General features: G+C 65.0%; 19 protein-coding genes, 1 tRNA gene and 1 pseudogene. 8 read left to right on the forward strand and 13 right to left on the reverse strand.

Annotated features, from left to right (window positions below; all coding sequences use genetic code 11):
• Positions 1 to 89: 89 nt before the first annotated feature.
• A pseudogene (locus tag AC2SGK_RS08830) lies at positions 90 to 551 on the forward strand (Mov34/MPN/PAD-1 family protein); the annotation flags it as partial.
• A gap of 37 nt (positions 552 to 588) precedes the next feature.
• Positions 589 to 1,719: an SAVED domain-containing protein gene (locus AC2SGK_RS08835; protein ID WP_488323211.1), complete on the forward strand. Its 1,131-nt coding sequence runs from the start codon at positions 589 to 591 to the stop codon at positions 1,717 to 1,719.
• A gap of 535 nt (positions 1,720 to 2,254) precedes the next feature.
• Here AC2SGK_RS08835 and AC2SGK_RS08840 read toward each other — a convergent pair.
• From AC2SGK_RS08840 to phaC, 8 genes are all read right to left on the reverse strand, one after another.
• A complete protein-coding gene (locus AC2SGK_RS08840) occupies positions 2,255 to 5,218 on the reverse strand; it encodes a type I restriction endonuclease subunit R (RefSeq protein ID WP_488323212.1) in 2,964 nt (987 codons plus the stop codon).
• On the reverse strand, positions 5,215 to 6,420 hold the full coding sequence (locus tag AC2SGK_RS08845) for a restriction endonuclease subunit S (RefSeq protein ID WP_488323213.1): 1,206 nt from the start codon (positions 6,418 to 6,420) through the stop codon (positions 5,215 to 5,217). The genes AC2SGK_RS08840 and AC2SGK_RS08845 overlap by 4 nt, the downstream gene beginning before the upstream one ends.
• Positions 6,413 to 7,912 (reverse strand): type I restriction-modification system subunit M, encoded by a 1,500-nt coding sequence (locus tag AC2SGK_RS08850; RefSeq protein WP_488323214.1) that lies wholly within the window; start codon positions 7,910 to 7,912, stop codon positions 6,413 to 6,415. Before AC2SGK_RS08850 ends, AC2SGK_RS08845 begins: the two co-directional genes overlap by 8 nt.
• Entirely contained in the window at positions 7,909 to 9,378 is a 1,470-nt protein-coding gene (locus AC2SGK_RS08855; RefSeq protein ID WP_488323215.1) for a type I restriction-modification system subunit M, read from the reverse strand. The genes AC2SGK_RS08850 and AC2SGK_RS08855 overlap by 4 nt, the downstream gene beginning before the upstream one ends.
• A 247-nt stretch (positions 9,379 to 9,625) precedes the next feature.
• Positions 9,626 to 9,715, reverse strand: a tRNA-Ser gene (locus AC2SGK_RS08860).
• A 45-nt stretch (positions 9,716 to 9,760) separates the two neighbouring features.
• The gene (phaR, locus tag AC2SGK_RS08865; protein ID WP_488323216.1) at positions 9,761 to 10,333 is read right to left on the reverse strand and encodes a polyhydroxyalkanoate synthesis repressor PhaR; all 573 of its coding nucleotides are present in this window, start codon (positions 10,331 to 10,333) and stop codon (positions 9,761 to 9,763) included.
• A gap of 138 nt (positions 10,334 to 10,471) precedes the next feature.
• Positions 10,472 to 10,927: a Phasin gene (locus AC2SGK_RS08870; RefSeq protein WP_411838825.1), complete on the reverse strand. Its 456-nt coding sequence runs from the start codon at positions 10,925 to 10,927 to the stop codon at positions 10,472 to 10,474.
• A gap of 139 nt (positions 10,928 to 11,066) precedes the next feature.
• Entirely contained in the window at positions 11,067 to 13,136 is a 2,070-nt protein-coding gene (gene phaC, locus AC2SGK_RS08875; protein WP_488323217.1) for a class I poly(R)-hydroxyalkanoic acid synthase, read from the reverse strand.
• Positions 13,137 to 13,269: 133 nt separating this feature from the next.
• On the opposite strand from phaC, the gene phaZ reads away from it, so the two are divergent.
• Together phaZ and AC2SGK_RS08885 are read left to right on the forward strand one after the other, a co-directional pair.
• The gene (gene phaZ / locus AC2SGK_RS08880; protein ID WP_488323218.1) at positions 13,270 to 14,616 is read left to right on the forward strand and encodes a polyhydroxyalkanoate depolymerase; all 1,347 of its coding nucleotides are present in this window, start codon (positions 13,270 to 13,272) and stop codon (positions 14,614 to 14,616) included.
• A gap of 88 nt (positions 14,617 to 14,704) precedes the next feature.
• Positions 14,705 to 15,178, forward strand: a complete 474-nt coding sequence (locus AC2SGK_RS08885; protein WP_488323219.1) for a pyridoxamine 5'-phosphate oxidase family protein — start codon at positions 14,705 to 14,707, stop codon at positions 15,176 to 15,178.
• On the opposite strand, the gene AC2SGK_RS08890 is transcribed toward AC2SGK_RS08885, so the two are convergent.
• Positions 15,160 to 15,909, reverse strand: a complete 750-nt coding sequence (locus tag AC2SGK_RS08890; protein ID WP_488323220.1) for an alpha/beta hydrolase — start codon at positions 15,907 to 15,909, stop codon at positions 15,160 to 15,162. The genes AC2SGK_RS08885 and AC2SGK_RS08890 overlap by 19 nt on opposite strands.
• Entirely contained in the window at positions 15,906 to 17,195 is a 1,290-nt protein-coding gene (locus AC2SGK_RS08895) for an MFS transporter (protein ID WP_488323221.1), read from the reverse strand. Before AC2SGK_RS08895 ends, AC2SGK_RS08890 begins: the two co-directional genes overlap by 4 nt.
• 115 nt (positions 17,196 to 17,310) lie before the next feature.
• On the opposite strand from AC2SGK_RS08895, the gene thrS reads away from it, so the two are divergent.
• The 4 genes from thrS (at position 17,311) to AC2SGK_RS08915 (ending at position 21,655) form a co-directional block, all read left to right on the forward strand.
• Entirely contained in the window at positions 17,311 to 19,257 is a 1,947-nt protein-coding gene (gene thrS, locus AC2SGK_RS08900; RefSeq protein WP_488323222.1) for a threonine--tRNA ligase, read from the forward strand.
• Positions 19,258 to 19,449: 192 nt separating this feature from the next.
• Positions 19,450 to 19,656 (forward strand): cold-shock protein, encoded by a 207-nt coding sequence (locus AC2SGK_RS08905; RefSeq protein WP_410218251.1) that lies wholly within the window; start codon positions 19,450 to 19,452, stop codon positions 19,654 to 19,656.
• 94 nt (positions 19,657 to 19,750) lie between these two features.
• Complete coding sequence (locus AC2SGK_RS08910) at positions 19,751 to 20,377, forward strand: DsbA family oxidoreductase (RefSeq protein WP_488323223.1); 627 nt, start codon at positions 19,751 to 19,753, stop codon at positions 20,375 to 20,377.
• A gap of 57 nt (positions 20,378 to 20,434) precedes the next feature.
• A complete protein-coding gene (locus AC2SGK_RS08915; protein ID WP_488323224.1) occupies positions 20,435 to 21,655 on the forward strand; it encodes a multidrug effflux MFS transporter in 1,221 nt (406 codons plus the stop codon).
• Between the two features lie 74 nt (positions 21,656 to 21,729).
• Here the strand turns inward: AC2SGK_RS08915 and AC2SGK_RS08920 are convergent, their stop codons facing one another.
• The 3 genes from AC2SGK_RS08920 to AC2SGK_RS08930 all read right to left on the reverse strand — a co-directional run bounded on the left by AC2SGK_RS08920 (position 21,730) and on the right by AC2SGK_RS08930 (position 24,664).
• Positions 21,730 to 22,503 carry an ATP-binding cassette domain-containing protein gene (locus tag AC2SGK_RS08920; protein ID WP_488323225.1) on the reverse strand — a complete coding sequence of 258 codons (774 nt, stop codon included), beginning with the start codon at positions 22,501 to 22,503 and terminating at the stop codon, positions 21,730 to 21,732.
• Positions 22,500 to 23,555: an ABC transporter permease gene (locus AC2SGK_RS08925; RefSeq protein WP_488323226.1), complete on the reverse strand. Its 1,056-nt coding sequence runs from the start codon at positions 23,553 to 23,555 to the stop codon at positions 22,500 to 22,502. Before AC2SGK_RS08925 ends, AC2SGK_RS08920 begins: the two co-directional genes overlap by 4 nt.
• Before the next feature lie 80 nt (positions 23,556 to 23,635).
• A complete protein-coding gene (locus AC2SGK_RS08930) occupies positions 23,636 to 24,664 on the reverse strand; it encodes a substrate-binding domain-containing protein (protein ID WP_488323227.1) in 1,029 nt (342 codons plus the stop codon).
• Between the last annotated feature and the right edge of the window lie 52 nt (positions 24,665 to 24,716).

Consider the following 24,716-nt stretch of genomic DNA (forward strand, 5'->3'; position numbering starts at 1 on the left):
AGACAGACAGCAGCTTCTCAGCCTTCGTCGCCATCGCTGCAACCATCATTCGGCTGCGGTGAACGTCAACAGGCCCTAGTTCTGTCCGCAAGAAAATTTGCAAAGAACTGTCCCTATCAGGACGCCGGGAAACTGGGGGCCTGCTGCTCGCCGAGCAATTGGACGACGAAGGGCGATTTCGGATCGTGGACGTCACCGTGGACCCGAGGGGCGGCGAGAGCGCGTACTTCGAGCGCCGCCCGGAACTGCACACTCAGGCACTGGAAGCCTTCTTTGAGAAGAATGGCAATAACTTCAGTCGCTTCAACTACTTGGGTGAATGGCACTCCCATCCAAGCTTTCCGGTAAGTCCGAGCACGACCGACATCAGTACCATGCAGGCGATGGTTGAGGACGTCGGCAACATCGATTTTTCGGTTTTGATGATCGTTCGGCTGCGGATGTTCGTGATGTTGCAGGTGGGGACATACCTGTTCATACGCGGCCAGCACCCGAAACGCGTCGAGATGATTGACGAACCGGTGCCACGATCGAAGAGAATATTCATCTGAAAGGTGTCGCTTTCAGTGCGGCAATTGAAAGGTCCACATGTCCAAGACTGCTATTCCATCAAAAGTTGCAAACGCGCTTTGGGCAAAGGCTGCAGGGCGGTGCCAGTTCCGTGGATGTAATAAGCTGCTGATCGGTAACCTGATCGCTGGCAAGCGCAAGGGCAAGTTCGGTTACATCGCTCACATTGTCGCCGACGAAGCAGGTGGGCCTAGGGGTGATGCCGACAGATCGCCCTTGCTTGCCCAGGACATCGACAACCTGATGCTGATGTGCCCCGTTCACCATAAGGCGATCGATGTGGACTACCTGGCCGACTATCCCGAGGACGTCCTCCTGGCTATGAAAGCGGAACATGAGGACCGGATCGAGATCGTCACAGACATGGATGTCGACCGCGTTTCCCATGTTGTCAGGTTCGCGGCAACTATCGGCCAGCGCGACTCCTTGGTGACAACCCGTTCGATCTTCAGCGCTATGCCACCGGATCACCACCCCGCGGAGGGCCGAACAATCGACATCGAGTTGATCGGCTCGGAGCGCAAGGATCACGAGGAAGCCTACTGGACCGAGCAGAACGAGAATCTGGAGCGCCTTTTTGCGCGCAAGATCAAGGAGCGCATCGAGCAGCGGGAAATCCGCCAACTCAGCGTCTTCGCCTTAGCGCCTCAGCCGTTGCTCATCCGTCTCGGGACGCTTCTAGGGGACATTGTGCCGGTTTCCGTGCACCAGAAGCACCGCGAACCCGACACTTGGAAATGGCTGCCCGACCAGCGGCGCATAGCTTACAAAATGAACGAGTATAGCGGCCGTAAAGATGTGCCAGTCGCGTTGAAGTTGGCCCTGAGCGCCACAGTAAATGACGATCGCATTACCTCGGCCTTGGGCGAAGAAACCGCTATCTGGTCAATCACCTGCGACCAGCCCGGAAATGACATCATGCGGAGGAAGGATGACCTCGGGACCTACAAACGGTTGCTGCGCGACCTTTTCAACCGGATCAAGGCTTATCACGGGGAAGGCGTGCTACTGCATGTTTTCCCGGTACTGCCGGCTTCCGCAGCAGTGGAAACGGGGCGAGTCTGGATGCCAAAAGCGGACCTCGCGATGAAGCTTTACGACCAGAACCGCACTGCGCAGGCTTTTGTCCCGACGATTTCTATCGGCTAACAAACAGCGGCAAGGTGGTCTGGCAACCCCTGCCGATAATCGCCCTTCGAAGCGCAGGAATTGCATATCTTCACCTAATTTTACGATCGCAATCTGGGAGCACGTCAAATGTATCGAACTTCCGTGGGCTTGTGCGAACGACGCCGAAAGCTGAGTTGGTCTCTTTACAGGCTTCCGCGGCGAGGCTGGCAGGGCAGACGCGGACGTTAACGTCTACTGTCGGTAGTTGATGGTCACACAACGAACGATCCGCTTGCGGCCCCATATCGACCATTGCCTCGGTCAAGACGAACGAACACTCTCTGCGCGACGCAGCCGTTCACGACGAGCCCAACGATCGACCACTTTCCGCCCACCAGCTTGATGAGGGACAATAACCCTGATCACATAATGCACTTACAGCAAACGTCCGCGAGGTCCCTGCGGATTCAACGGGTGGCCGCAAGGTATTCCGCCCCGTGGCAGGTCACGATGCCGACGTTGCACCGTTGGATCCATCCCCTCATTGTGAGGCTAATCTCTATAGGAAAAGACCCTAATAATACTCGCGAATGTAGCCGTATGCCTTCTCGAATAGGTCAGCGTCTCGGTGTAGCTTGTAGCTAAAGAGCGTCTGCCGAAGAGCTTTCTTGACCTCACGTTCACCTGCATGGGTCGCCTGCCATCCCTCGAAGCGCACCTCGCGGACTATTGCATCAATATCGTCCACAACCCGCTTGACCATCACAGGCGTGTCGCCGTTCCGGGCTTCCTCAAACAACCCGGTCAACGCCGCCTTGCCCCGATCGATGTCCTCCTCTTCCGGCGTCTCGCGCTCGGCCTTCACCACCTCTTTAGCCAGCGCCAAAAGCGCCTTCAGAAAGTCGATCGACATCAGCAGGCCCTGCTGATGTCGGTTCTTCAGGTCCTCCAAGCGTTCGCCCAGCGCCTTGAACTTCGGATTTTCCGCATACTTCCGAAGGCGGCTTGCCAGCTTGACCGAGATTTCTTTGGCCTTCTTTTCCGGGTCAGGGTTGCCGAGGACTGCTTCAAGCAGTTCGGCATCTAGAACCAGTGTATCGAGGTCGTCGCGGACCGCGTCGACATGAACATTTTCGTGGATCAGCTCGATGGTCTTGGCACCCAGCCGATGCCAAAGCAGCCGCCCTGTGCCACTGGAGGGCTTCAGCGATTCGTAGACCTGCGCCAGCCAGCGATAGTCGGTTCCGTATTGCGTCAGCACCGGATCAGGCGACAGCGCCTCCCAGATCCGCGCCAGAACGCAGAAATCGGCCGCAAAGGCGTCGCGCAGGTCGTTGTTCGGGATGCACTCCTGCGCGGCGATTAGGCCCTCGTAACCGGTCAGGCTTCGGTCCACGCCCGGGAAATAAGCGAGGCATTTCTGCAGGACGGTCGGCAGGGCGTTGATCAGCTCGGCGATGTTCGACACCGCCTTTTGCACGCCCTCCTCATCGAACTTCAGCGCCTGCGCCACGTCGTCGAAGATGCCGAGGTAGTCGACGATCAGGCCATGCGTTTTCTGCTCACCATAGGGGCGGTTCGTGCGGCAGATCGCCTGTAGCAGCGTGTGGTCGCGCAACGGCTTGTCCAGGTACATCGTCTGCAGGATTGGCGCGTCGAAGCCGGTCAGCAACTTCGACGTCACGATGATGATCTTTAGCGGGTCCTTAGGATCGCGGAACCGGTCGAGCAGCTTCTCCTCGGCATCGCGGTCGCGCTTGAAGGCCGCATATTCGGGCTCGCCGCTGTTGACCGAGATCACCACGTCCGACACCTCGGGCGGCAGGTGGCGGTCGAGTTCCTGCTTGTAGAGCAGACAGCTCTCGCGGTCGAAGGTCACCACCTGCGCGCCAAAGCCGTTCGGGGCGACCTTCTCCTGGAAGTGCTTGGCGATGTCGGCGCAGATCGCGGCGATCCGCTTCGGTGACTTCACCAAAATCGACATCTTGGCCGCCGCCTTGCCCAGCCGATCCCGGTCTTCGTCGGTCAGACCCTGCGTCAGCTCTGCATAGGCCTCCTCGATAGCCTTCTGGTCGATGTGCAGGTCCACCAAGCGCGGCTCGAAATGCAGCTCCTTCGTCGCCCCGTCGCGGATCGAGTCGTTCAGGCCGTAGCGGCTCATGTAGCCGCCATCGTCGGTGTCGGCGCCGAAGGCGTAGAAGGTGTTCTTGTCGGCGCGGTTGATGGGCGTGCCGGTCAGGCCGAACAGGAACGCATTCGGCAGTGCGTCGCGCATCTTGCGGCCCAGATCGCCTTCCTGCGTGCGGTGCGCCTCGTCCACCAGCACAATGATGTTGTCACGGTCGTTCAGCACCCCATCTGCCTCGGCGAATTTGTGGATCGTGGTGATCACCACCTTCCGCGCGTCCTTGCCCAGCAGATCGGCGAGTTCCTTGCGGCTTTCCGTGCGCACCATGTTGGCCATGTCGGCGGCATAGAAGGTGCCCGAGATCTGGCTGTCCAGATCGATCCGGTCCACCACGATCAGCACCGTGGGGTTCTTCAGCGCCGGATGAAGTCGCAGCTTGCGCGCAGCGAACAGCATCAGCAGCGATTTGCCCGACCCCTGGAAATGCCAGATCAACCCCTTGCGCGGCTGGCCCGCGACCACCCGCGCGACGATCTTGTTGACCCCGTCCACCTGCTGATAGCGGGCGATGATCTTGATGCGGTGCTTGCCCTTTTGCGTGGCAAAGGCGGTGAAGCTGTCGAGCATGTCGAGCACCATCGCCGGGCGCAGCATCGAGCAGGCGGCTTTCTCAACCTCGCCCAGCGATTGCTTGCCGTCGCCGTCGCGCCAGGGGCCCCACATGTCGACCGGCATCCGGACAGAGCCATAGCGGAACTCCTTGCCCTCGGTCGCCACGGAAAGGACGTTGGGCACGAACAGCTCCGGCACGTTCTTCTCGTAATCGTCATGGACTTGGATGGCGGCGTCGAGCCAGCTTTGGCTGGACCGCACCGGCGTCTTGGCCTCGATCAGGACCAGCGGAATGCCGTTGACCAGCAGCACCAGATCGGCGCGCTTTTCGGTCTTGCCCGCCCGGATGGTGAACTGCTGGGTGACGACAAAACTGTTCTTCTCGATCTCGTCGAAATCGATCAGGCGGATGGTGACGTGTTCGCCATTCGCGCCGAAGGGCATCGAGCGTTCGCCCAGTGCCCAGGCGGCAAATTCCTCATTCGCCTTCACCAGCCCGTCCGACCGTGCACCCAACACGATAGCGCGCAGACGGTAAAGCACGTCATCGGCCAGCCCGGGGTTGGCGGCGATGTCGGGGTTCAGGCGGATCAGGGCGTCGCGCAGATGGGGTTCGACCAGCACCTCTTGCGGCTGGCGGGGAAGGTTGGCGGGGGCGACGTAATGCCAGCCGAGGCCCGCGATCTTGCCGCCCGTGCGGGCGAGGCCGATGGAGAGTTGCGCCGGGCGGGCCGAGGCCGCGCCCGCGAGAAGGTCGCGCAGATGGGCTTCGACGGTGTTGGCTTCGGTGAAGGTCATTCAGCACCTCCAGGCACAGAAAAGAAACCTGAAATAATCATCTGCCTGGTTTCGATCAAAGCATTCAACCGAGCGTGCACATCATCTTCACAGTCTGAAAAGGACTTCAAAAGTGAAGTCGCGCGCGCTTCAAGCGTATGAATAGGTAGTGGGATGCTCAATTTCCTGATATCACCGAGGTTTATTCGGCCAAAGGTGCTCCCTGCGGAGAACCTTCTAATTTGCTTTTGAACATACGTTGATTTTATTGCAAGATAGAGATATTCCCAACCTACATCTCTCGGCTTTATGGCAACCGTATCCTGGCCCAAAGCGAATTTTCTCTGCCCCAAAACATATGCGGCAATACCAAAGCTCTGGTTTCGACTAAAGATGAGGTCTCCATCCTCGACATCCAAGTGATCCATAAATTTCGTCAGATCACTTTCGGAGATCTGCTTGCAGTTTTGCAGATTGAGCTTTCCCCACTTGATGTCGCCGGGGGCTACCATTGGAACACCTGCTTCAACGAATACAGGGGTCCTGTGCTTGCAATCAATTACCTGAGCGACGTCACTGATGAATGCAATGCCGCCATGTGATTTTTCTTTAGATTGAGATGCTTCTTTCGCATGGCTGAGAGCCGACCTGATCATGTCATCAGTCGCCGACGATAGTGCAATCTGATGACTGTTCCAAACATCACGCAAATGGCCAATTGCGTCATTGACCGCAACTGAAATCTCAACGAAACGCGCCTGCTCCTGGATCGGCGGCAGCAGGAACTCCTCTGCGGCGAGGGCCTTCCAGTTGATCGTTGGCGACAGCGACCCGACCGAGATGCTCAACGCCCGTTCCATGAACAGGTCGCTCTGCATGAAGAAGGGCAGAAAATCGGGCAGCACCGCGCCGGGCTTGGCGCGCAGCACCATGGCATGTGCCGAACAGATGCCCTCGAAATCCGCCACTGCCACCTTGCGTTGATAGACCCGCCGCTTGCCAAAGATGATGTCGCCCGGCTGGAACCGCAGCTTGGTTGATTCCACATCCGTGGGCTCTCCCCAGCGCCGGATGCGCAGGCTGTCGGGATCGAGGTGTTCCAGCCCGACATAGCGGTCCACCCCGGCCTCGGCGGGGTTGTCGACGCGGTCGTTGATCTGCGTGGCGATCTGGTCGAACCGCACGCGCGTCCACCCCGCCTTGGAAATCGGCCGCTCAAGCATCGGCATCCTCCGCAGGTGTCAGGCCATCGAGCATGTCCACCAGCGCGTCCATGCCCGACCAGAACTCGCGCCCGTCCTCATCAAACGCCGCCCAGGTCGCCGCCAGCGTGGCACCGCCCGCCACCGCCGCCTTGGGCCGCTTCACATAGCGGGCAATCGACAGGTTGCCGTCCGCCGCCAGCACATCGGCCACATCCGCTACCGCTGCAAAGCCGAGATCACCCTCAAAGGCGTGATAGGCAGACAGGATGCGCGCCTGATGCTCTGGGCGCAGGAAGCTTTGCGCTCGTTCGCGCGCAATCTCGGCCACCGCGTCGATGAAGAGGATACGCCCTTTGCGCGCCTCGGGTTTCTGCGACCGGCAGATCACCACGCAGGCCTCCATTGGCGAGTTGTAGAACAGCCCCGGCCCCAGCCCCAGCACACATTCGACCCGGTCGGATTCGACCAGCCTGCGCCGCATCTCGGCCTCTTCATTGCGGAACAGCACGCCATGCGGATACAGAATGGCGCAGCGCCCGGTCTTCGGGTGCATCGACGACAGGATGTGCTGGAAGAAGGCGTAATCCGCCCGCCCCTGCGGCGGGGTGCCAAGGAAATTGCGACCCCAGGCATCCTGCTCCCACGCGCCGCGGTTCCACTTCTTGATGGAATAGGGCGGGTTGGCCAGCACCACGTCGAAGGTGCGCAGCCGGTCGCCCTGCACGAAGGCGGGCGTGGCCAGCGTGTTGCCGCTGGCAATGTGGAAATCGTCCACGCCATGGATGACGAGGTTCATCCGCGCGATGGCGGCGGTGATGGTGATCAGTTCCTGCCCGTAGAGGCCGGTGGTGCGGATGTCGCCCCCGCGCCGTTTCACCTCGGCCAGGCACGAGATCAGCATGCCGCCGGTGCCGCAGGTGGGGTCATAGATGCTCTCGCCCGGCTGGGGTTCCAGCATCTGCGCCATCAGATGGACGAGGGTGCGGTTGGTGTAGAACTCCTGCGCGGTATGGCCGCTGTCATCGGCGAATTTTTTGATCAGGTATTCATAGCCGTTGCCAAGCTCGTCCTCGGGCACGGCGGCAAGGGTGAGGTCGTGTTTCGAGAAATGCTCGATCAGGTTCTTCAGCGTGCTGTCGGGCATCTGGGCCTTGTCGGTCCAGTTCGCATTGCCGAAAACGCCCTGCAGGCGTTCGGGGTTGGCGGCCTCGATGGCAAGGAAGGCGGAAAGCAGCGCCCGCCCGACATCGCGCGGCGCGGAACGGACGTCATTCCAATGCGCGCCTTCGGGGATCACGAAGCGGTCGTTGGCGGTGGCGGTCGCGTAGCCTTCGTCCCCGGTTTCATCGAGGGCTTCCTGGTAGTCGCCGTCCCAGACGTCGGACAGACGTTTGAAGAACAAGAGCGGGAAGATGTACTGCTTGTAGTCGCTGGCATCGATGAGCCCGCGCAGCAGGGTGGCGGCGCCCCAGAGATAGCTTTCGAGTTCGCGCTGGGTCAGCCCGCTCATTGCAGCCAGCCTCCTTCGACCAGCACCTTGCGCAGGTGATCCTCGGCCGCCCGAGCGTCGGCCAGCGCTGCCTTGAACGCCTCGACGGCTTCGGGGAGCGGAGGGATATCCTGGCCAATGGGCGGCAGGACGTAACGCGAGATGTTCAGCGTCCAGCCTTCCTTCTTGATCTCGTCCAGCGTCGCCGCCTTTGCACGGTCCTCGACATCCTCGAAGGCACGGAACCAGGCGACGATCTGGTCGCTGTGTTCCTGATCGAGGAAGTTCTGCGCCCGGCCTTTGCGGAACAGACTGGAGGCGTCGATGATCAGGACCTTGTTCTTGCGGGCTTCAGGCTTCTTGCGGCGCAGGATAACTACGCACCCGGCCAGCTGCGTCCCGTAGAACAGGTTCGGCGCTAGGCCGATCACTGCCTCGACCATGTCCTTTTCCAGCAGGGCCTGCCGGATCGAGCCTTCGGCAGACTTCCGAAACAGCGCGCCCTGCGGCAGGACGACTGCCATGCGGCTGTTCCCGGTCGGCGCCATCGACGCGATCATGTGCTGGACGAAGGCATAGTCGCCGTAGCTTTCGGGCGGGATGCCGTACTGGGCCCGGCCCCAGGGGTCGGCCTCCCACAGGTCACGCCCCCATTCCTTGAGCGAGAACGGCGGGTTTGCGATGACGCAGTCGAAGGTGGCGAGGCCACCCGTGCTGGAGTCCGTGAAGGCCGGACTCCGCAACGTGTCCTCACGGGCCACCTGGAAGTCCTCGATCCCGTGCAGGACAAGGTTCATCCGGGCGATCGCGGCCGTGGTCAGGTTCTTCTCTTGGCCGTAGATCTTGCCGTAGAAGGTGCGCGGATCGCCGCCCTTGCGCATGACATGCTCGATAGCCCCAAGTAGCATGCCGCCCGTGCCGCAGGCGGGGTCGTAGATGCTTTCGCTTTCCTGGGGGTCGAGGATTTCGACCATCATGCGCACGACGCTGCGTGGCGTGTAGAACTCGCCTGCCTTGTTTCGGCGGGTGACGTCGGCGAACTTGCCTACCAGATATTCGTAGGCATCGCCGAGCACGTCGGTGCTGACGGTGGTGTTGCCGAGCCCGATCTCCGAGAAGCCCTCGATCAGATCCTTCAGCAACTCGTCCGAGAACTTCTCCTTGTTTCCCCAGTCGGCCGAACCAAAGACACGGAACAGCGTGTCCGGATTGGCCCGCTCAATCTCCTGCATCGCCTTCTGGAGCGCCGCGCCGACGTTGGCCGGGACTTCCCTGATGTCGTTCCAGTGACTGCCCTCGGGCAGCACGAAACGGTGCACCTCCGCAAACAGGGAGGGGTCCGCTTCGCCATAAATCTCTTGAGCCTCAGCCGTCTCTTCGCCCCAGACGTCGGAGATGCGCTTGAAGAACAGCAAAGGAAGAATGTAACCCTTCCAATCCGTCCGATCGACAGCGGAGCCGCGAAGAGTATTCGCGGCGTCCCACATCGCAGATTTCAGCCTTAGATTATCGTTCGTCAAAACTCGCATTTTTTACTCTGGGTGCAACCAAAGGCTCTTAGGCCAAAGCCTAGATGAACCAAGAGTCAAACGAGGCCCAGAGCCGTGATACGTTTTCCGCCAAGTTCTGTCAAAAGCTACGGCCTTCCTAGAGCAAATGGGGGAATTTTCGGGGGAAGAAAGCCTGCACCAGTGCGCAAAAATAGTTAAAAAACAACGGGTCATGAGAAAAAAGTGGCGGAGCGAGAGGGATTCGAACCCTCGAGACGGTTTCCCGCCTACACACTTTCCAGGCGTGCGCCTTCGACCACTCGGCCACCGCTCCGTGAGGCGGGTCTAGCCCGACGCGCGGCGCGGTGCAAGCCGGTAGTCACAGCTTGGAGACTCGCTTCTGCAACTCGGCCAGTTGGCGACGGATCTCGGCCATGTCGCGGTCGTCGTCCGGGGTGGAGGCGGCAGGCCCACCGGCGTCGTCTTCGGGCATGGGGCCCGAACTGCCGCCGCGCCAGCCGCCCATCATCGCCTTGAGGAACAGCTGCTGCTGGCGCTGCAACGCGTCGAAACCCGGCATGGAGGCCATCGGGTTCGGCATCGAGGCCATGTTCTCCATCAGCTTGGACTGCCCGTCGCGCAGCATCTCGAAGCTGGCCGCCAGGAACTGCGGCACCACCGACTGCGCGCTGGTCGTGTAGCTGCGGACAAGGTCGGTTAGAACGTCCAGCGGCAGGATGTTCTCGCCGCGGCTCTCATGCTCCGCCACGATCTGCAGCAGATACTGCCGCGTCAGGTCGTCGCCCGACTTCAGGTCGACGATCTTGACCTCGCGCCCCTCGCGGATGAAGCGGGCGATGTCCTCAAGCGTGACGTAATCGCTGGTCTCGGTGTTGTAGAGGCGGCGGCTGGCATAGCGCTTGATCAGCAGCGGCGCGGTGGATGCGGCCATCGTGGCTTCCCTGGATGCGTCTTTGCGTCATGATGAAAGCTGCACCCGCAAAACGCAAAGGAAAAAGCCCAGCCTTGCCGCATATGCAAAAGGGGCGGCCGAAGCCGCCCCTGCGCAGGTCCGACCCTGGGGGTCAGATCACTTGTCGGTCGCGGCCGCGGTCGCCTTCTTGACGGCGGCCTGGGTGTCGCGGGTCGCCTTCTCGGCGGCCTTCTGGGCGTCCGAGGCCATGTCCTTGCCGGCGGTCAGCATCAGGTCGACGGTGTCCATCTGGACCTTCTTGGCGACCTCGGCATAGGCAGCCATGTGCTCGGCGGCCATCTCAGCCGAGGCGGAGGCGAAATCGCTCATCGCCTTGGCGTATTCGGACGGGTCCTGCTTGACCGCGGCCAGCTCGCCCATGCGCGCGATCGAGTCCTTGGCCCAGCGGGCCGAGATCTCGGTCGAACGCTCGGCGGCGCTCAGCGCCACACGGGCCAGCTTCTCGCCCATCACGGACTGCGACTTCATCGCGTCCTGCATCGAGCTGGTGTCGACGGGGAAGTTGGCCATCATGTCCTGCATGGTCTTGGCGAAATCGGGGGTCTTTGCCATATCGTTCACTCCTGCGTTGCAGCGACCGAAAGACGGGGGAACGGGTCGCCGCTATCCATTCCATGACGGCAATATGGATGCTGCACCGCAGCATTTCAAGATATTTCTTCTGCGCCGCAGCAAAAATCCGCCGCCTCGCCTACCCGGCCCGATCGTGGACGTAACGCCCAGGCGCGGGCTCCAGCCCGTCGCCGGGGTCGCGGGCCTCGACCATCGGGCCCGCGCGATCGGCCAACCAGCGCCCCCAACTGGGCCACCAGCTGCCATCGTCGAAGGACGCGGCCTCCCTCCAGGCCTCCCACCCGCCCTCGAAGCCGCCCTCGCTGAGGTAATGGCCGTACTTCTTGCGCGTGGGCGGGTTCACGATGCCTGCGACATGGCCCGACTGCGACAGGATGAAGGTCCGGTCCGCGCTGCCCATCTGGGCCACGCCGCGCCAGCAATCCGTCCAGGGCGCGATATGGTCCGCCTCGCAGGCCACGGCGCAGAGCGGCACGGTCACGTCCGACAGGTGCAGCCGGTGCCCCATCAGCTCGAATCCCTCGCCGGCAAAGGCGTTCTGCTGGCACAGCCCGCGCAGATACTGCATCGCCATGCGCCCCGGCAGGTTGGTGCTGTCGCCGTTCCAGAACAAGAGATCGAAGGCGGGTGGCGTCTCGCCCAGCATGTAGCTGCGGATCGCCGGCCCCCAGACCAGGTCGTTGGCGCGCAGGAAGCTCATGGTGCGCGACATCAGCTGCGCGCGCAGCAACCCGTGGCGCTGCACCTCGGCGTCGATGCCGCCCACGAAATCGTCCTGAAGGAAGCTGGTGAACTCGCCCTGATCCGAAAAGTCGGTCAGCGTCGTGAACAGCGTCGCGCTGTTGACGCGCGTGTCGCCCCGCTGCTTCAGCAGGGCCAGCGTCAGCGACAGGGTCGTCCCGGCGATGCAGTAGCCGACCGCGTTCAGCCGCGCTTGGCCCGTCAGCGCCAGGACGCGGTCCATCGCCTCCAGATAGGCGGCGACGTAATCCTCCATCCCGGTCTCGGCCATGGACGCGTCCGGATTGCGCCAGCTGACGACGAACAGCGTGTGGCCCTGATCGACCAGCCAGCGGATCAGGCTGTTCTGCGGCTTCAGGTCCAGGATGTAGAACTTGTTGATCCAGGGCGGAAAGACCAACAGCGGCAGGGCATGGGCCTTGGGGGTCGTGGGCGTGTACTGGATCAGCTCGAACAGCGGCGCGCGATGCACGACCGTGCCCGGCGCCGTGCCGATGTTCTCACCCACGGTGAAGGCGCGACGGTCGGCCAGCGACACGATCATCTCGCCGCCATGCTGCTCCACGTCGCGGACCAGATTCTCCAGACCCTTCACCAGGCTCTCGCCCTCGGTCTGCACGGCGCGTTCCAGCGCGTCGGGATTGGTCGCCAAGAAGTTCGTCGGCGCCATCATGTCGATGATCTGCGAAGTCATCCAGTCGACGCGCCGCCGGGCGATCTGGTCGGGCAGCTCCAGACTGTCGGTCGCCTCGCGCAGCGCGCGGGCATTGGTCAGGTACTGTCGACGGATCAGGTTGAAATAGGGATGCGTCCGCCACAGCGGATTGGCAAAGCGGCGGTCGGCAAGGCCCTCCTCGTCATCGCCGCTGACCTGTCCGGTGGCCAGCGCCTGCTGGGCCTGGGCATAGTTCGACAGCGTCTGGCCCCAGAAGGCGACCTGCGTCTCGATCATCTTGGCGGGATGTTCGGCCAGGGTCTTCAGGAAGGCGTTGGCGGCCGTCAGGTAGAGGTCCGGTCCGGGCCCCTCGACGCCGGGATTGGGCAGGTTGCGCTCCGCCAGCGCGCTCATCAGGCGGTGCCCGAGGGCCTCGATCCGCTCGATATTCTCGGCCAAGCGGTGGACGGCGGCAGGCTCGGTCGCCACGGGGGCGAGGGCGGGATCGGGGTCGCCCAGGGTCGCAGGTTCGGGGGTCGTGGGCTCGGGGGCCTGCGTGCCATCGACAGTGCCGGCAGCGGTCTTGGGGGTCGTCCGGGGGGCGGCCTTGGCGGTGCGGCGCGGCTTGGCCGGCGCCTTGGGGGCCGCGGCCTTCCGGGCCTTGGGCTGATCCTCGGCAGGCTGCTCCGCCTTGGCGGCGCGACGCGACGCGGATGCGGCTTTTTCGGATGTTGCCGATCTGCTGCGCGATTTCGCAACATTTTTACCCGTCGCATCCGGTCGTCTTGCCATGATCCGTAAACCCCCCTAGGAATACGCTCATGATATGCGCAGCGCAGGCAAGGCGTAAACCCGGCTTCTGTCCCCGTCCAAGCCGCCTTCCGCGCGCAGATCAGGTGCCGCAGTGCAGTGAATGGGGATAGCCATGCCGGTCAAAGGCCTCCGAGGCATCGTGTCCTACGACGCGATGGAGACGATCCGAACCACCAACGAATGGATGGGCGCCACCGCGCGGGCCATCGGTTCCTACCCCGCCTTCGCGCTGGTCCCGCATCCCGCCTTCCGCATGCTCGGGGCCTGGGGCCGGGTGACCGAGCGCAGCTTCGCCCGCATGGTGACCAAGCCCGACTGGGGCATCCCCCCCATCACCGGAGAGGACGGGCAGGACCACATCGTCTATGTCGAGCCGGTGATCCGCCGCGCCTTCGGCGACCTGATCCATTTCCGCGTCGCCCGCCGCGATCCCCTGCCCCGAAAGGTGCTGCTGGTCGCGCCGATGTCGGGCCACTACGCCACGCTGATGCGCTCGACCGTGACGTCGCTGCTGAACGACTGCGAGCTCTACGTGACCGACTGGCACAATGCGCGCGACATCCCCGTCAGCGCGGGCAAGTTCGACGTCGAGGACTATACCCGCTATCTGGTCGACTTCATCCGCCACCTGGGCCCGGACGTGAACGTCATCGCGGTCTGTCAGCCCGCGCCGCTGGCACTGGCCGCGACCGCCATCCTGGCCGAGGACGATCCCGCGGCCCAGCCCCGCACCCTGACGCTGATCGGCGGCCCGGTCGATCCGGACGCCGCCGCAACCGAGGTGACCGATTTCGGCAACCGCATCACCATGGGCGAGCTGGAGCACCTGGCCATCCAGTCCGTGGGCTTCAAGTATCGCGGCGCGGGGCGGATGGTCTATCCGGGGCTGGCGCAGCTGTCGTCGTTCATCACCATGAACATGGAGACCCACACCCGCGCCTTCATCGAGCAGATCTATGCCGAGGCGCGCGGCACCGCCAGCGAGGGCGACAAGCACAACCGGTTCTACGACGAATACCTGGCCGTGATGGACATGACGGCCGAATTCTACCTGTCTACGGTCGAACGCATCTTCAAGAATCTGGAGATCGCGCAGAACCGCTTCACCGTGGAGGGGCGGCCGGTCGACATCGGCCGGATCACCGATGTCGCCGTCATGACGGTCGAAGGCGCGAATGACGACATCTCGGCTCCCGGCCAATGCGTCGCGGCGCTGGACCTGTGCACGGGCGTGCCCGACGCCAGGAAGGTGCAGCATCTGGAACCCGGCGCGGGCCATTACGGCATCTTCGCGGGCAAGTCCTGGCGGCTGAACATCCGCCCGCTGGTCCTCGACTTCATCGACGAGAACGCGGCCATTCCCGACAGCATCGAGCCCAAGCGCAAGCGCAAGGTGGGCGGCGCGGCGGCCGATTGCGGCGTGAACGACCCCGTCCATTCGGACAACGTGGCCGTCTGACCGCCTGCGGCCCGGTTCGCAGGAACCGGGCCCACATCATCGTGGTTGTGATCCGAATGCCGCGCGACGCGGTGCGAAAGGATCCACGATGACCGACCACAACCACCAGTTCTGGAGCCGCCTGGACGACATCAACAGCGGCATGCTGGGCCTGACCCATGATGCGCGCCTGGTGCCGATGTCGCATTACACCGACCGCAAGGCCAATGTCCTGTGGTTCATCACCGCCCGCGACACCGACTTGGCGCGCAGCGTGGCCTCGGGCGCCCAGCCCGCGATCCACGTCGTCAGCGACGCAGGCCAGGGCCTCTACGCGCGCATCCACGGCCAGCTGTCCCTGTCCGACAACAGCGTCAAGCTGGACGAGCTGTGGAACGCCGTCGCCTCCAGCTGGTTCGAGGACGGCAAGCAGGACCCCGACGTCCAGTTGCTGCGCTTCGATCTGGACGAGGCCGAGGTCTGGGCCACCGGCGGCAGCCTGTCCTTCCTCTATGAGATCGCCAAGTCCAAGATCACCGGCCACAAGCCCGACATGGGCGACCACTACAGCCTGACGTTCTGACCGATCTCCGCGACCGTCCGGGCGATCAGCGACAGGCAGTCGGGCGTGGAAAAGCGATGGTCGGCCCCCTTGACCAGGGTCAGCCGCAGATCCCCGCCCGACGCATGGTCCAGCAGGTCCATGGCCCAGCTGACCGGAACGTCCGCGTCCGCCGTGCCCTGCAGCATCCGCACCGGCATCGGCAGGGTCAGCGGCCGGTCAAGCACCAGATGGTCGCGGCCATCCTCGATCAGACGGCGCGTCAGCACCAGCGGCGCGCCGTATTCGCTGGCACGCTCCACCTTGCCGTCCAGCAGCAGCGCGGCATGCTCCGCCTCGGAGAACCCGGCGTAAAAACCCCGTTCGGTGAAATCCGGCGCGGCCGCGATCGTCACCAGGCCCGCGACGCGGTCCGCCATCGCCCGTGCCATCAGCAGGCTGATCCAGCCCCCCATGGACGAGCCCACCAGGATCTGCGGCCCCTCGGTCAGCGCCAGGATCGCGGCCAGCGCGTCCGCCGACCAGTCGCCGATGCAGCCCTCCTCGAACAGGCCGCCGCTTTCGCCATGGCCGGAATAGTCGAAACGCAGGAAGGCCCGCCCCTGCGCCGCCGCCCATTCGTGCAGGAACGCGGCCTTGGAGCCGCGCATGTCTGACCGGAACCCGCCCAGAAAGACGATGCCGGGACCCTGCCCCTCCAGCCGTTCATAGGCGATGCGCCGTCCCTGCGGCGTCGTCAGAAAATCCGTCATTCGCTCACCTCGTCCAATCCCCATGCGACCCAGGCCCCCAAGCCCGATGCCAGCGCAAAGGCCGCGACCGCCCAGGCCGCGCCCAGCAAGGCCAGCGCGGCCGATGCCGCCCCCGCAACCAGCAGCACCACCCCCACGACCAGGTTCGACACCGCCGTATAGGCCGCGCGCTGATCGTCGGGGGCCATGTCGACCAGATAGGTCGTCCGGCCCTGCCGCACCCCGTGGTAGGCGATCATCAGCCCGAACAGAACCACCGCGATGGCCCCCGTCGCCTGCGCCAGCCCCATCGCCGCCAGCGCCAGCGCCACGCTCAAGGCCAGCGCCCCCGACACGCCCGACCAGATCAGCACCCGCCGGGCCGAGCGGTCCGACATCCGCCCCCAGACCCAGGAGGACAGCAGTGAGGCCAGCGCCGAGGCAAGCACCAGAAGCCCCAGCTGCCGGTCGCTGTCCCCCGCCGCGGCCAGCACCAGCAGATAGGGCGGCGCTAGGGCCGATCCGACCAGCAGCGACCGCGCGATGATGAACCGGGCCAGCTGGCCGTCCTCGCGCACCAGGCGCAGCTGTCCCAGGGATTGCGACAGGCTCAGCACCTCCTCGCGCGGCTGCGGCTCCTCGTCCAGGGTGGCGAAGATCGCGCCCGCCGCGATCCAGACCGCCCCCGCCAGCGCGACCGCGCCGATGACCAGCGCCGCCCGGTCCACGGGCTGCCACAGCAGCAGGCCCGCGAAGACGATCACCCCCGCCGCGCCGACGCTGCTGGCGAAGCCCGTGGCGGCGCCCCGCCGCGACTTGCCCACGGTCTTGCCCAGCACGTCCTTGTAGCTGGCCGAACAGACCGACCGCGCCAGGGCCTGCACGGCCAGCGCGGCGATGATGGCCGCCCCCGCAGCGGGCCCCTCCATCGTCAGCGCGATCCCCGCGATGGCCAGCGCTGCGAGGCCCTGCACGACGCTGCCCGCGGCCCAGGCCCATTTGCGCCGCGGCAGCGCGCCGATCGCCCCCGCCGTGAACAGCTGCGGCAGCAGCGATCCGGCCTCGCGCACCGGGACCAGTAGGCCGATCACCCCTGCGCCCGCGCCCAGATGGGTCAGAAGCCAGGATAGGACCAGTTTCGCATCGACCAGCCCGTCGCCCAGCTTGGAGGCCGCCAGGGACAGGATGTGGCGCAGGAAGTTGCGCGGCTCGGCCGCTTGCTGGGCGTCCGAAAGGCCGCCGTCGGTCTCCGGGTCCTCGACCAGGGTCTCGAACAGCTGTTCCTCGAAATCGGTGGCGTGGCGCATGAACGACCCCCATTGCTGCGGCAATCTTGACTAATCGCGCGGGCACGTCCATGCCTGCCCGACCATAACCCGCAACCGGGCGTTCCGTGGGCGCCAAACCGACGAGGAGGACAAGATGTCCCAGATCACCCTCACCTTTCCCGATGGCAATGCGCGCGACTATGCCGCCGGCGTGACCGCCGCCGAGGTCGCCGAGAGCATCGCGCCCAGCCTGGCCAAGCGCGCCATCTCGGCCAGCCTGGACGGTCGCCATATCGACCTGGCCTGGCCCATCACCGCCAGCGGCACCATCGCCATCCACACGATGAAGGACGAGGCGCAGGCGCTGGAGCTGATCCGCCACGATTTCGCGCATGTCATGGCCCGCGCGGTGCAGGCGATCTGGCCGGACGTCAAGGTCACCATCGGCCCGGTCCGCGACCATGGCTGGTTCTACGACTTCGACCGGGCGGAGCCCTTCACGCCCGAGGATCTGGGCGCCATCGAGGCCAAGATGAAGGAGATCATCAACGCCCGAGAGCCCGTCCGCACCGAGGTCTGGGACCGCGCCCGCGCCGTGGCCCATTACGAGGCGGCGGGTGAGCCCTTCAAGCTCGAGCTGATCGCCCGCATCCCCGAGGGCGAGGATCTGCGCATGTACTGGCACGGCGACTGGCAGGACCTGTGCCGCGGCCCGCATCTGCAATCGACCGGCCAGCTGCCCGCCGACGCCTTCAAGCTGACCCATATCGCGGGCGCCTATTGGCTGGGCGACGCGACGCGGCCCATGCTGCAGCGCATCTACGGCGTGGCCTTCCGGTCGCGCGATGAGCTGAAGGCGCACATGACCATGCTGGAGGAGGCCGCCAAGCGCGACCACCGCAAGCTGGGCCGCGAGATGGACCTGTTCCACATGCAGGAGGAGGCCCCGGGCCAGATCTTCTGGCACCCGAACGGCTGGAACATCTACACCACGCTGCAGGACTACATGCGCCGCAAGCAGCGCGCCGACGGCTATGTCGAGGTCAACACGCCCCAGGTCGTCAGCCGCAAATTGTGGGAGGAATCAGGGCACTGGGAGAACTATCAGGAAAACATGTTCATCGTCGAGGTCGATGAGGAACATGCCAAGACCAAGACCATCAACGCGCTCAAGCCGATGAACTGCCCCTGCCACGTGCAGATCTTCAACCACGGCCTGAAATCCTATCGCGACCTGCCGCTGCGCATGGCCGAGTTCGGCTCCTGCAACCGCTATGAGCCCTCGGGCGCGCTGCATGGCATCATGCGGGTGCGCGGCTTCACCCAGGATGATGCCCACATCTTCTGCACCGAGGACCAGATCGAGGCCGAGACCAAGAAGTTCATCGACTTCCTGGCGGGCATCTATGCCGATCTGGGCTTCGAGGGCTGGCGCATCAAGCTGTCCACCCGCCCCGAGAAGCGCATCGGATCGGAGGAGAGCTGGGACCGCGCCGAGGCCGCCCTCGGCAATGCCTGCAAGGCCGCGGGCCACGATTACACGATCTTTCCCGGCGAGGGGGCGTTCTATGGCCCCAAGCTGGAATTCGTGCTGACCGACGCGATCGGGCGCGACTGGCAATGCGGCACGCTTCAGGTGGACCCCAACCTGCCCGAGCGGCTGGATGCGGAATATGTGGGCGCGGACGGCCACAAGCACCGCCCCGTCATGCTGCACCGCGCCGTTCTGGGCAGCTTCGAGCGCTTCATCGGCATCCTGATCGAGAACAGCGCGGGCAAGCTGCCCTTCTGGCTGGCGCCGCGCCAGGTGGTGGTCGCCTCCATCGTGTCGGATGCGGACGGCTATGTGCATGAGGTCGTGGCGGCGCTGCGTGCGCAGGGCATCCGCGCCGAGGCCGACATCCGCAACGAGAAGATCAACTACAAGGTCCGCGAACATTCCGTCGGCCGCGTCCCGGCGATCCTGGCCATCGGCATGAAGGAGGTCGAGGAGCGCACCGTCTCGCTGCGCCGCCTGGACGCCCAGGGCAGCCGCACCCTGCCCCTGGACCAGGTCGTGACCGACCTGGCGGCCGAGGCCACGCCGCCGGACCTGCGCTGATCGCCGCCTGCGTCAAACGCGGCACGACGGGAGCCGCGTTTGACTCTTGCCTTTTGCGGCGATTCGGGCATCCTCTCACTCGCGTGAGCGAAGACTTTCTACCGCCTCCCTCTTGGGCAGCCGGAAGACCGAAAGCGGGCTGCACGGCCTGGCGCAATCCTGCGTCGGGATGACTTGAAGGAGAATACGGTTATGGCGACCGGAACGGTTAAGTGGTTCAACGCAACCAAGGGCTTTGGCTTCATCGCGCCGGACGACGGCGGCAAGGACGTGTTCGTGCACATCTCGGCCGTGGAACGCGCCGGCCTGACCGGCCTGCAGGACAACCAGAAGATCGCGTTCGAGCTTCAGTCGGGCCGTGACGGCCGCGCCTCGGCCAGCGACCTCAAACTGCTCTGATCCCGCCCTCGCGCGCGATCCGGACGGCCCGTTCGCGCGGGCCGTTTTTTCCATTCCAAAGACCCGGCGCATCGCGCGCCCAAGGGAGGCGACCATGACCCGCCTGGACATCTTTGCCGACCCGGTCTGCCCGTGGTGCCTGATCGGCAAGACCGAACTGGACCGCGCGCTGGACAGCCGCCCCGACCATCCCTTCGCGATCACCTGGCATCCGTTCCGCCTGAACCCGACCATGCCGCGCGAGGGCATGGACCGCGTCGCCTATCTGCGCGCCAAGCTGGGCGATCAGGCCGAGGCCGCCGGGCGCGCGCTGGCCGAACGCGCCGCCCAGCTGGGGCTGGCGCTGAACCCCTCGCCGCGCGAGCCCGACACGACGGACGCCCATCGGCTGATGCACTGGGCCGGGCTTGAGGATGCGCAGAACCGCGTGATGGAGGGCCTGCTGCGCGCCCACTGGCTGGAGGGCCGCGACATCGGCGACCCCGCCGTGCTGACCGACATCGCCGTCGCCGCGGGCATGGACGGCACCGTCACCGCCCGCTTGCTGGCCTCCGACGCGGACCGCGACGAGGTCGCCCGGCGCGAGGCCCATGCGCGTCAGCGCGGCATATCGGCCGTGCCGACCTTCATCGTGGCCGACACACACGCGGTCAGCGGCGCCCAGCCCGCCGCGCTGTGGCAGCAGGTGATCGACGATCTGATGGGCACGCGCGACGGATAACTTGCAGACTCTGCAAGGTTGCGCTATCAGCGGGGTCGAACCCAACTGGTGACCCCCATGACCGATGCCACCCTTCCGGGGCTCGCGGCCCATCGCCGCCTGCCCCTGCCCGAATTCATCGCGATGCTGGCCTTCCTCTTTGCCACCATCGCCTTCTCGATCGACGCGATGCTGCCGGCGCTGCCGGACATCGCCGCCGACCTGACCCCCGACAACGTCAACCGCGCCCAGCTGATCCTGACGACCTTCGTCGCGGGCATGGGTCTGGGCACGCTGTTCGCCGGCCCGCTGTCGGACGCCTTCGGCCGCAAGCGCACGATCACCGCGGGCTTCGCGATCTACATCGCCGCCACCATCGCCGCGATCTATGCGCAGTCGCTGGAGTTCCTGCTGGTCGCGCGCTTCGTGCAGGGCCTGGGCGCCGCGGGTCCCCGCATCGTCGGGCTGGCGCTGGTCCGAGACCTCTACGAGGGCCGCGAGATGGCCCGCATCAGCAGCTTCGTGCTGATGATCTTCATCATGATCCCCGCCGTGGCCCCGACGCTCGGCGCGGGGATCATCGCGATCTCGGACTGGCACGGGGTGTTCCTGGCGTTCATCGCCTTCGCGTTGGTCGGCGCGCTGTGGCTGAACCTCCGCCAGGCCGAGACGCTGCCCCCCGCCGCCCGCCGCCCCCTGCGCCTGACCACCCTGGCCGCCGCCGCGCGCGAGGTCCTGTCGGACCGCCAGGTGATGCTGGCGACCCTGGTCCTGACCCTGGGCTTCGGGCAGATGTTCGGCCTCCTCTCCTCCGCGCAGCAGCTCTTCGGAGAGACCTACGGCCGGGGCGAGAACTTCCACCTGTGGTTCGCGGCCATGGCGCTGCTGTCGGGGTCGGGCACGGTGCTGAACGCGACTTTCGTCATGCGCTTCGGCATGCGGCGGATCGCGAAATGGGCCTATGTGATGCAGACGGTCGTGTCAGCCGTGACGCTGGCGCTGATCCTCTCCGGGGTCCTGCCGCCCACGGCGGAATTCGCGCTGTTCTTCTTCTGGGCGGTCAGCGTGTTCTTCATGGCCGGGGTGACCTTCGGCAACCTGAACGCGCTGGCGTTGCAGCGGATGGGCCATATCGCGGGGATGGCGGCCTCCATCGTCGCGGCGCTGTCCACACTGGCCGCGGTGCTGATTGCGGCGCCCGTGGGGCTGCTCTACGACGGCACTGCCGTTCCGGCGGTGGTGGCGACGCTGGTCTGCTCGGCACTGGCCTGGGCGCTGATGCGCGGCCTGCGGGACTGAGGGCGGCGAGCGGCTCTGCGCGACGCCGGGGGGTCCGGGGGGCTGGCCCCCCGGCCCGTCGCGGGACGCAAGGCTCAGGCCGCGATGCGATCGGGAACCTTGGCCCCGGTCATGTAGGCCACTGCATCCGACATGGAATGCTCCTTGGGGTTGATGACGCAGAGGCGCTTGCCAAGGCGGTGGATGTGGATGCGGTCGGCCACCTCGAACACATGCGGCATGTTGTGGCTGATCAGCACGATCGGGATGCCGCGCGAGCGCACGTCCAGGATCAGGTCCAGCACGCGCCGGCTCTCCTTGACGCCCAGGGCCGCGGTCGGCTCGTCCAGGATGATCACCCGGCTGCCGAAGGCCGCGGCCCGCGCGACCGCCACGCCCTGGCGCTGGCCGCCCGACAGGGTCTCGACGGGCTGGGCGATGTTCTGGATGGTCATCAGGCCCAGCTCGGTCAGCTTCTTGCGGGCGAACTCGTCCATCGCCTGCTTGTCCAGCATCCCGAACCACTGGCCCATGATGCCCTTCTTGCGGATCTCGCGCCCCATGAACATGTTGTCCGAGATCGACAGGGCGGGCGACAGGGCCAGCGTCTGATAGACGGTCTCGATCCCCATCTTGCGCGCATCCAGCGGGCTGTCGAAGCTGACGGGCTTACCCTCCAGCAGGATCTCGCCCTCATCCGGGCGCACCGCGCCCGAGATGGCCTTGATGAGGCTGGACTTGCCCGCGCCGTTGTCGCCGATCACCGCCAGGATCTCGCCGGGATACAGGTCGAAATCGGCATGGTCCATCGCGGTCACCCGGCCATAGCGCTTGACCAGGTTGCGGGCGGAAAGCAAAGGCTGGGTCATGACGACACCTTTCTGATCCATTGGTCGACGGCGACGGCGAAGATGATCAGCCAGCCGGTCGCGAACAGCTGCCACAGCACGTCCACACCCGCCAGCCGCAGGCCGGAGTTGAAGACGCCCACGATCAGCGCCCCGATCAGCGGCCCCACGATGGACCCGCGTCCGCCGAAGAGCGAGATCCCCCCGATGACCACGGCCGTGATCGATTCCAGGTTCGCCTCGAAGAAGGAGGTCGGGCTGATCGACCCGACGCGCCCGATGGACGACCAGGCCGCCAGCGCGCAGATGACGCCCGCCACGACATAGACCGACAGCAGCACGCGCTTGGTCTGGATGCCGGCCAGCGCGGCCGATTCCGGATCGTCGCCCACCGCATAGACCCGCCGTCCCCAGGCCGTGTAGTAGAGCGCGTAATACAGCACCGCGAAGACGATCAGCATCAGCACGACCCCGTAGGTCAGCACCGCACCGCCCAGGTTGAAGCGCTCGCCGAAGAACTTCAGCAGCGGCGCCTCGGTGTCCAGCGTCTGGCTGCGGATCGTCTCGCGGCCCGAATAGTAGTAGTTCAGCGCCAGGAACACGTTCCAGGTGCCCAGGGTGGTGATGAAGGGCGGCAGCTTCAGCCGCGTCACCAGAAGCCCGTTCAGCGCCCCGGTCGCCGCGCCGCAGGCCAGGCCCATCACGATGGCGATGGGCACCGGGATGCCGGAGTTCACGGCAAGGTTTCCCATCACGACTGAGATCAGCACCATCACCGCGCCGACCGACAGGTCGATCCCGGCGGTCAGGATGACCAGCGACTGCGCCGCCGCCAGCGTGCCCACCACCGCGACCTGCTGCAGGATCAGCGACAGGTTGAAGGCGGAGAAGAAATTGGGGGAAATCAGCCCGAAAGCGAGCAGGGACAGCACCAGCACGATGACCGGAACCATGGTGGGATACTGGTGCAGGAAATGCTGCACCCGGTCCAGCGCGCTGCGGTCGCGATGGTCGAAGCGGGCGACCGTTTCATTCGCGTTGCGCGGGACCACGGGATCGGGGGTGTCGGACATCGACGGCTCCGTGGCTGTGGCGAAGGGGCGATGGCGGAGGGTCCGCCATCGGCCGGATCATGTCGGAATGACGGAGGGCCTCAGCCCCAGCACTGCGCGAGGCCGTCCTCGACGCTGATCGAGGCCACGCCGTCCACCGGGGCGCCGGTCACCAGGTTCACGCCGGTATTGGTGAAATCCAGCCCCTCGCTGGTCGCGGGCTTGGTTCCGTCGGCGGCGAAGGCAGCGATCGCCTCGACGCCCATCGACGCCATAAGCAGCGGATATTGCTGCGAGGTCGCGCCGATCACGCCCTCCTGGACGTTCTGCACGCCGGGGCAGCCGCCGTCCACGGACACGATCAGCACGTTCTCCTCCAAGCCGAAGGATTTCAGCGCCTCATAGGCACCGGCCGCGGCGGGTTCGTTGATCGTATAGACGACGTTGATGCCCGGGTCCTTCTGCAGCAGGGCCTCCATGGCTTGGCGGCCGCCCTCCTCGTTACCCGAGGTGACCTCGTGGCCGACGATGCGGGCGTCATCCTCGTCGCCGATGACGTTCTCGTCCTTCACGTCCACGCCGAAGCCCTCCAGGAAGCCCTGGTCGCGCAGCACGTCGACCGACGGCGCGCTGGCCGACAGGTCCAGCATCGCGATCTTGGCATCGGCCGCGGCCTCGCCCATCGTGCCCGCGGCCCAGGCGCCGATCAGGCGGCCCGCCTCGCGGTTGTCGGTGGCGAAGGTCGCGTCGGCCGCGTCGATCGGGTCCAGCGGCGTGTCCAGCGCGATGACCAGGATGCCCGCCTCGCGCGCCTGGCCCAGCGAATCGGTGATGGCCTTGGTGTCCGAGGCCGCGATCAGGATGCCCTTGACGCCCGCCGCGATGCAGCTCTCCACGGCCTGCTGCTGGGTCTCGTGGTCGCCGTCCACCTTGCCGGCGAAGGTCATCAGCTCCACGCCCAGTTCCTCGGCCTTGGCGGTGGCGCCCTCCTTCATCTTCACGAAGAAGGGGTTGATGTCGGTCTTGGTGATCAGGCAGGCCTTGGTCGGCTCCTGGGCTTGGGCGAAGCCTGCCGACAGGGCAAGCGCGGACACCGCGACGGATGCGCGGAAAACGGTCTTGATGGTCACTTGACTAACTCCTCCAGCACGACGGTTCCTCGGCCGTCTTGCGCTTAGAAAG

The sequence above is a fragment of the Paracoccus sp. NIOT.M2S5SZ12 genome (assembly GCF_057748165.1).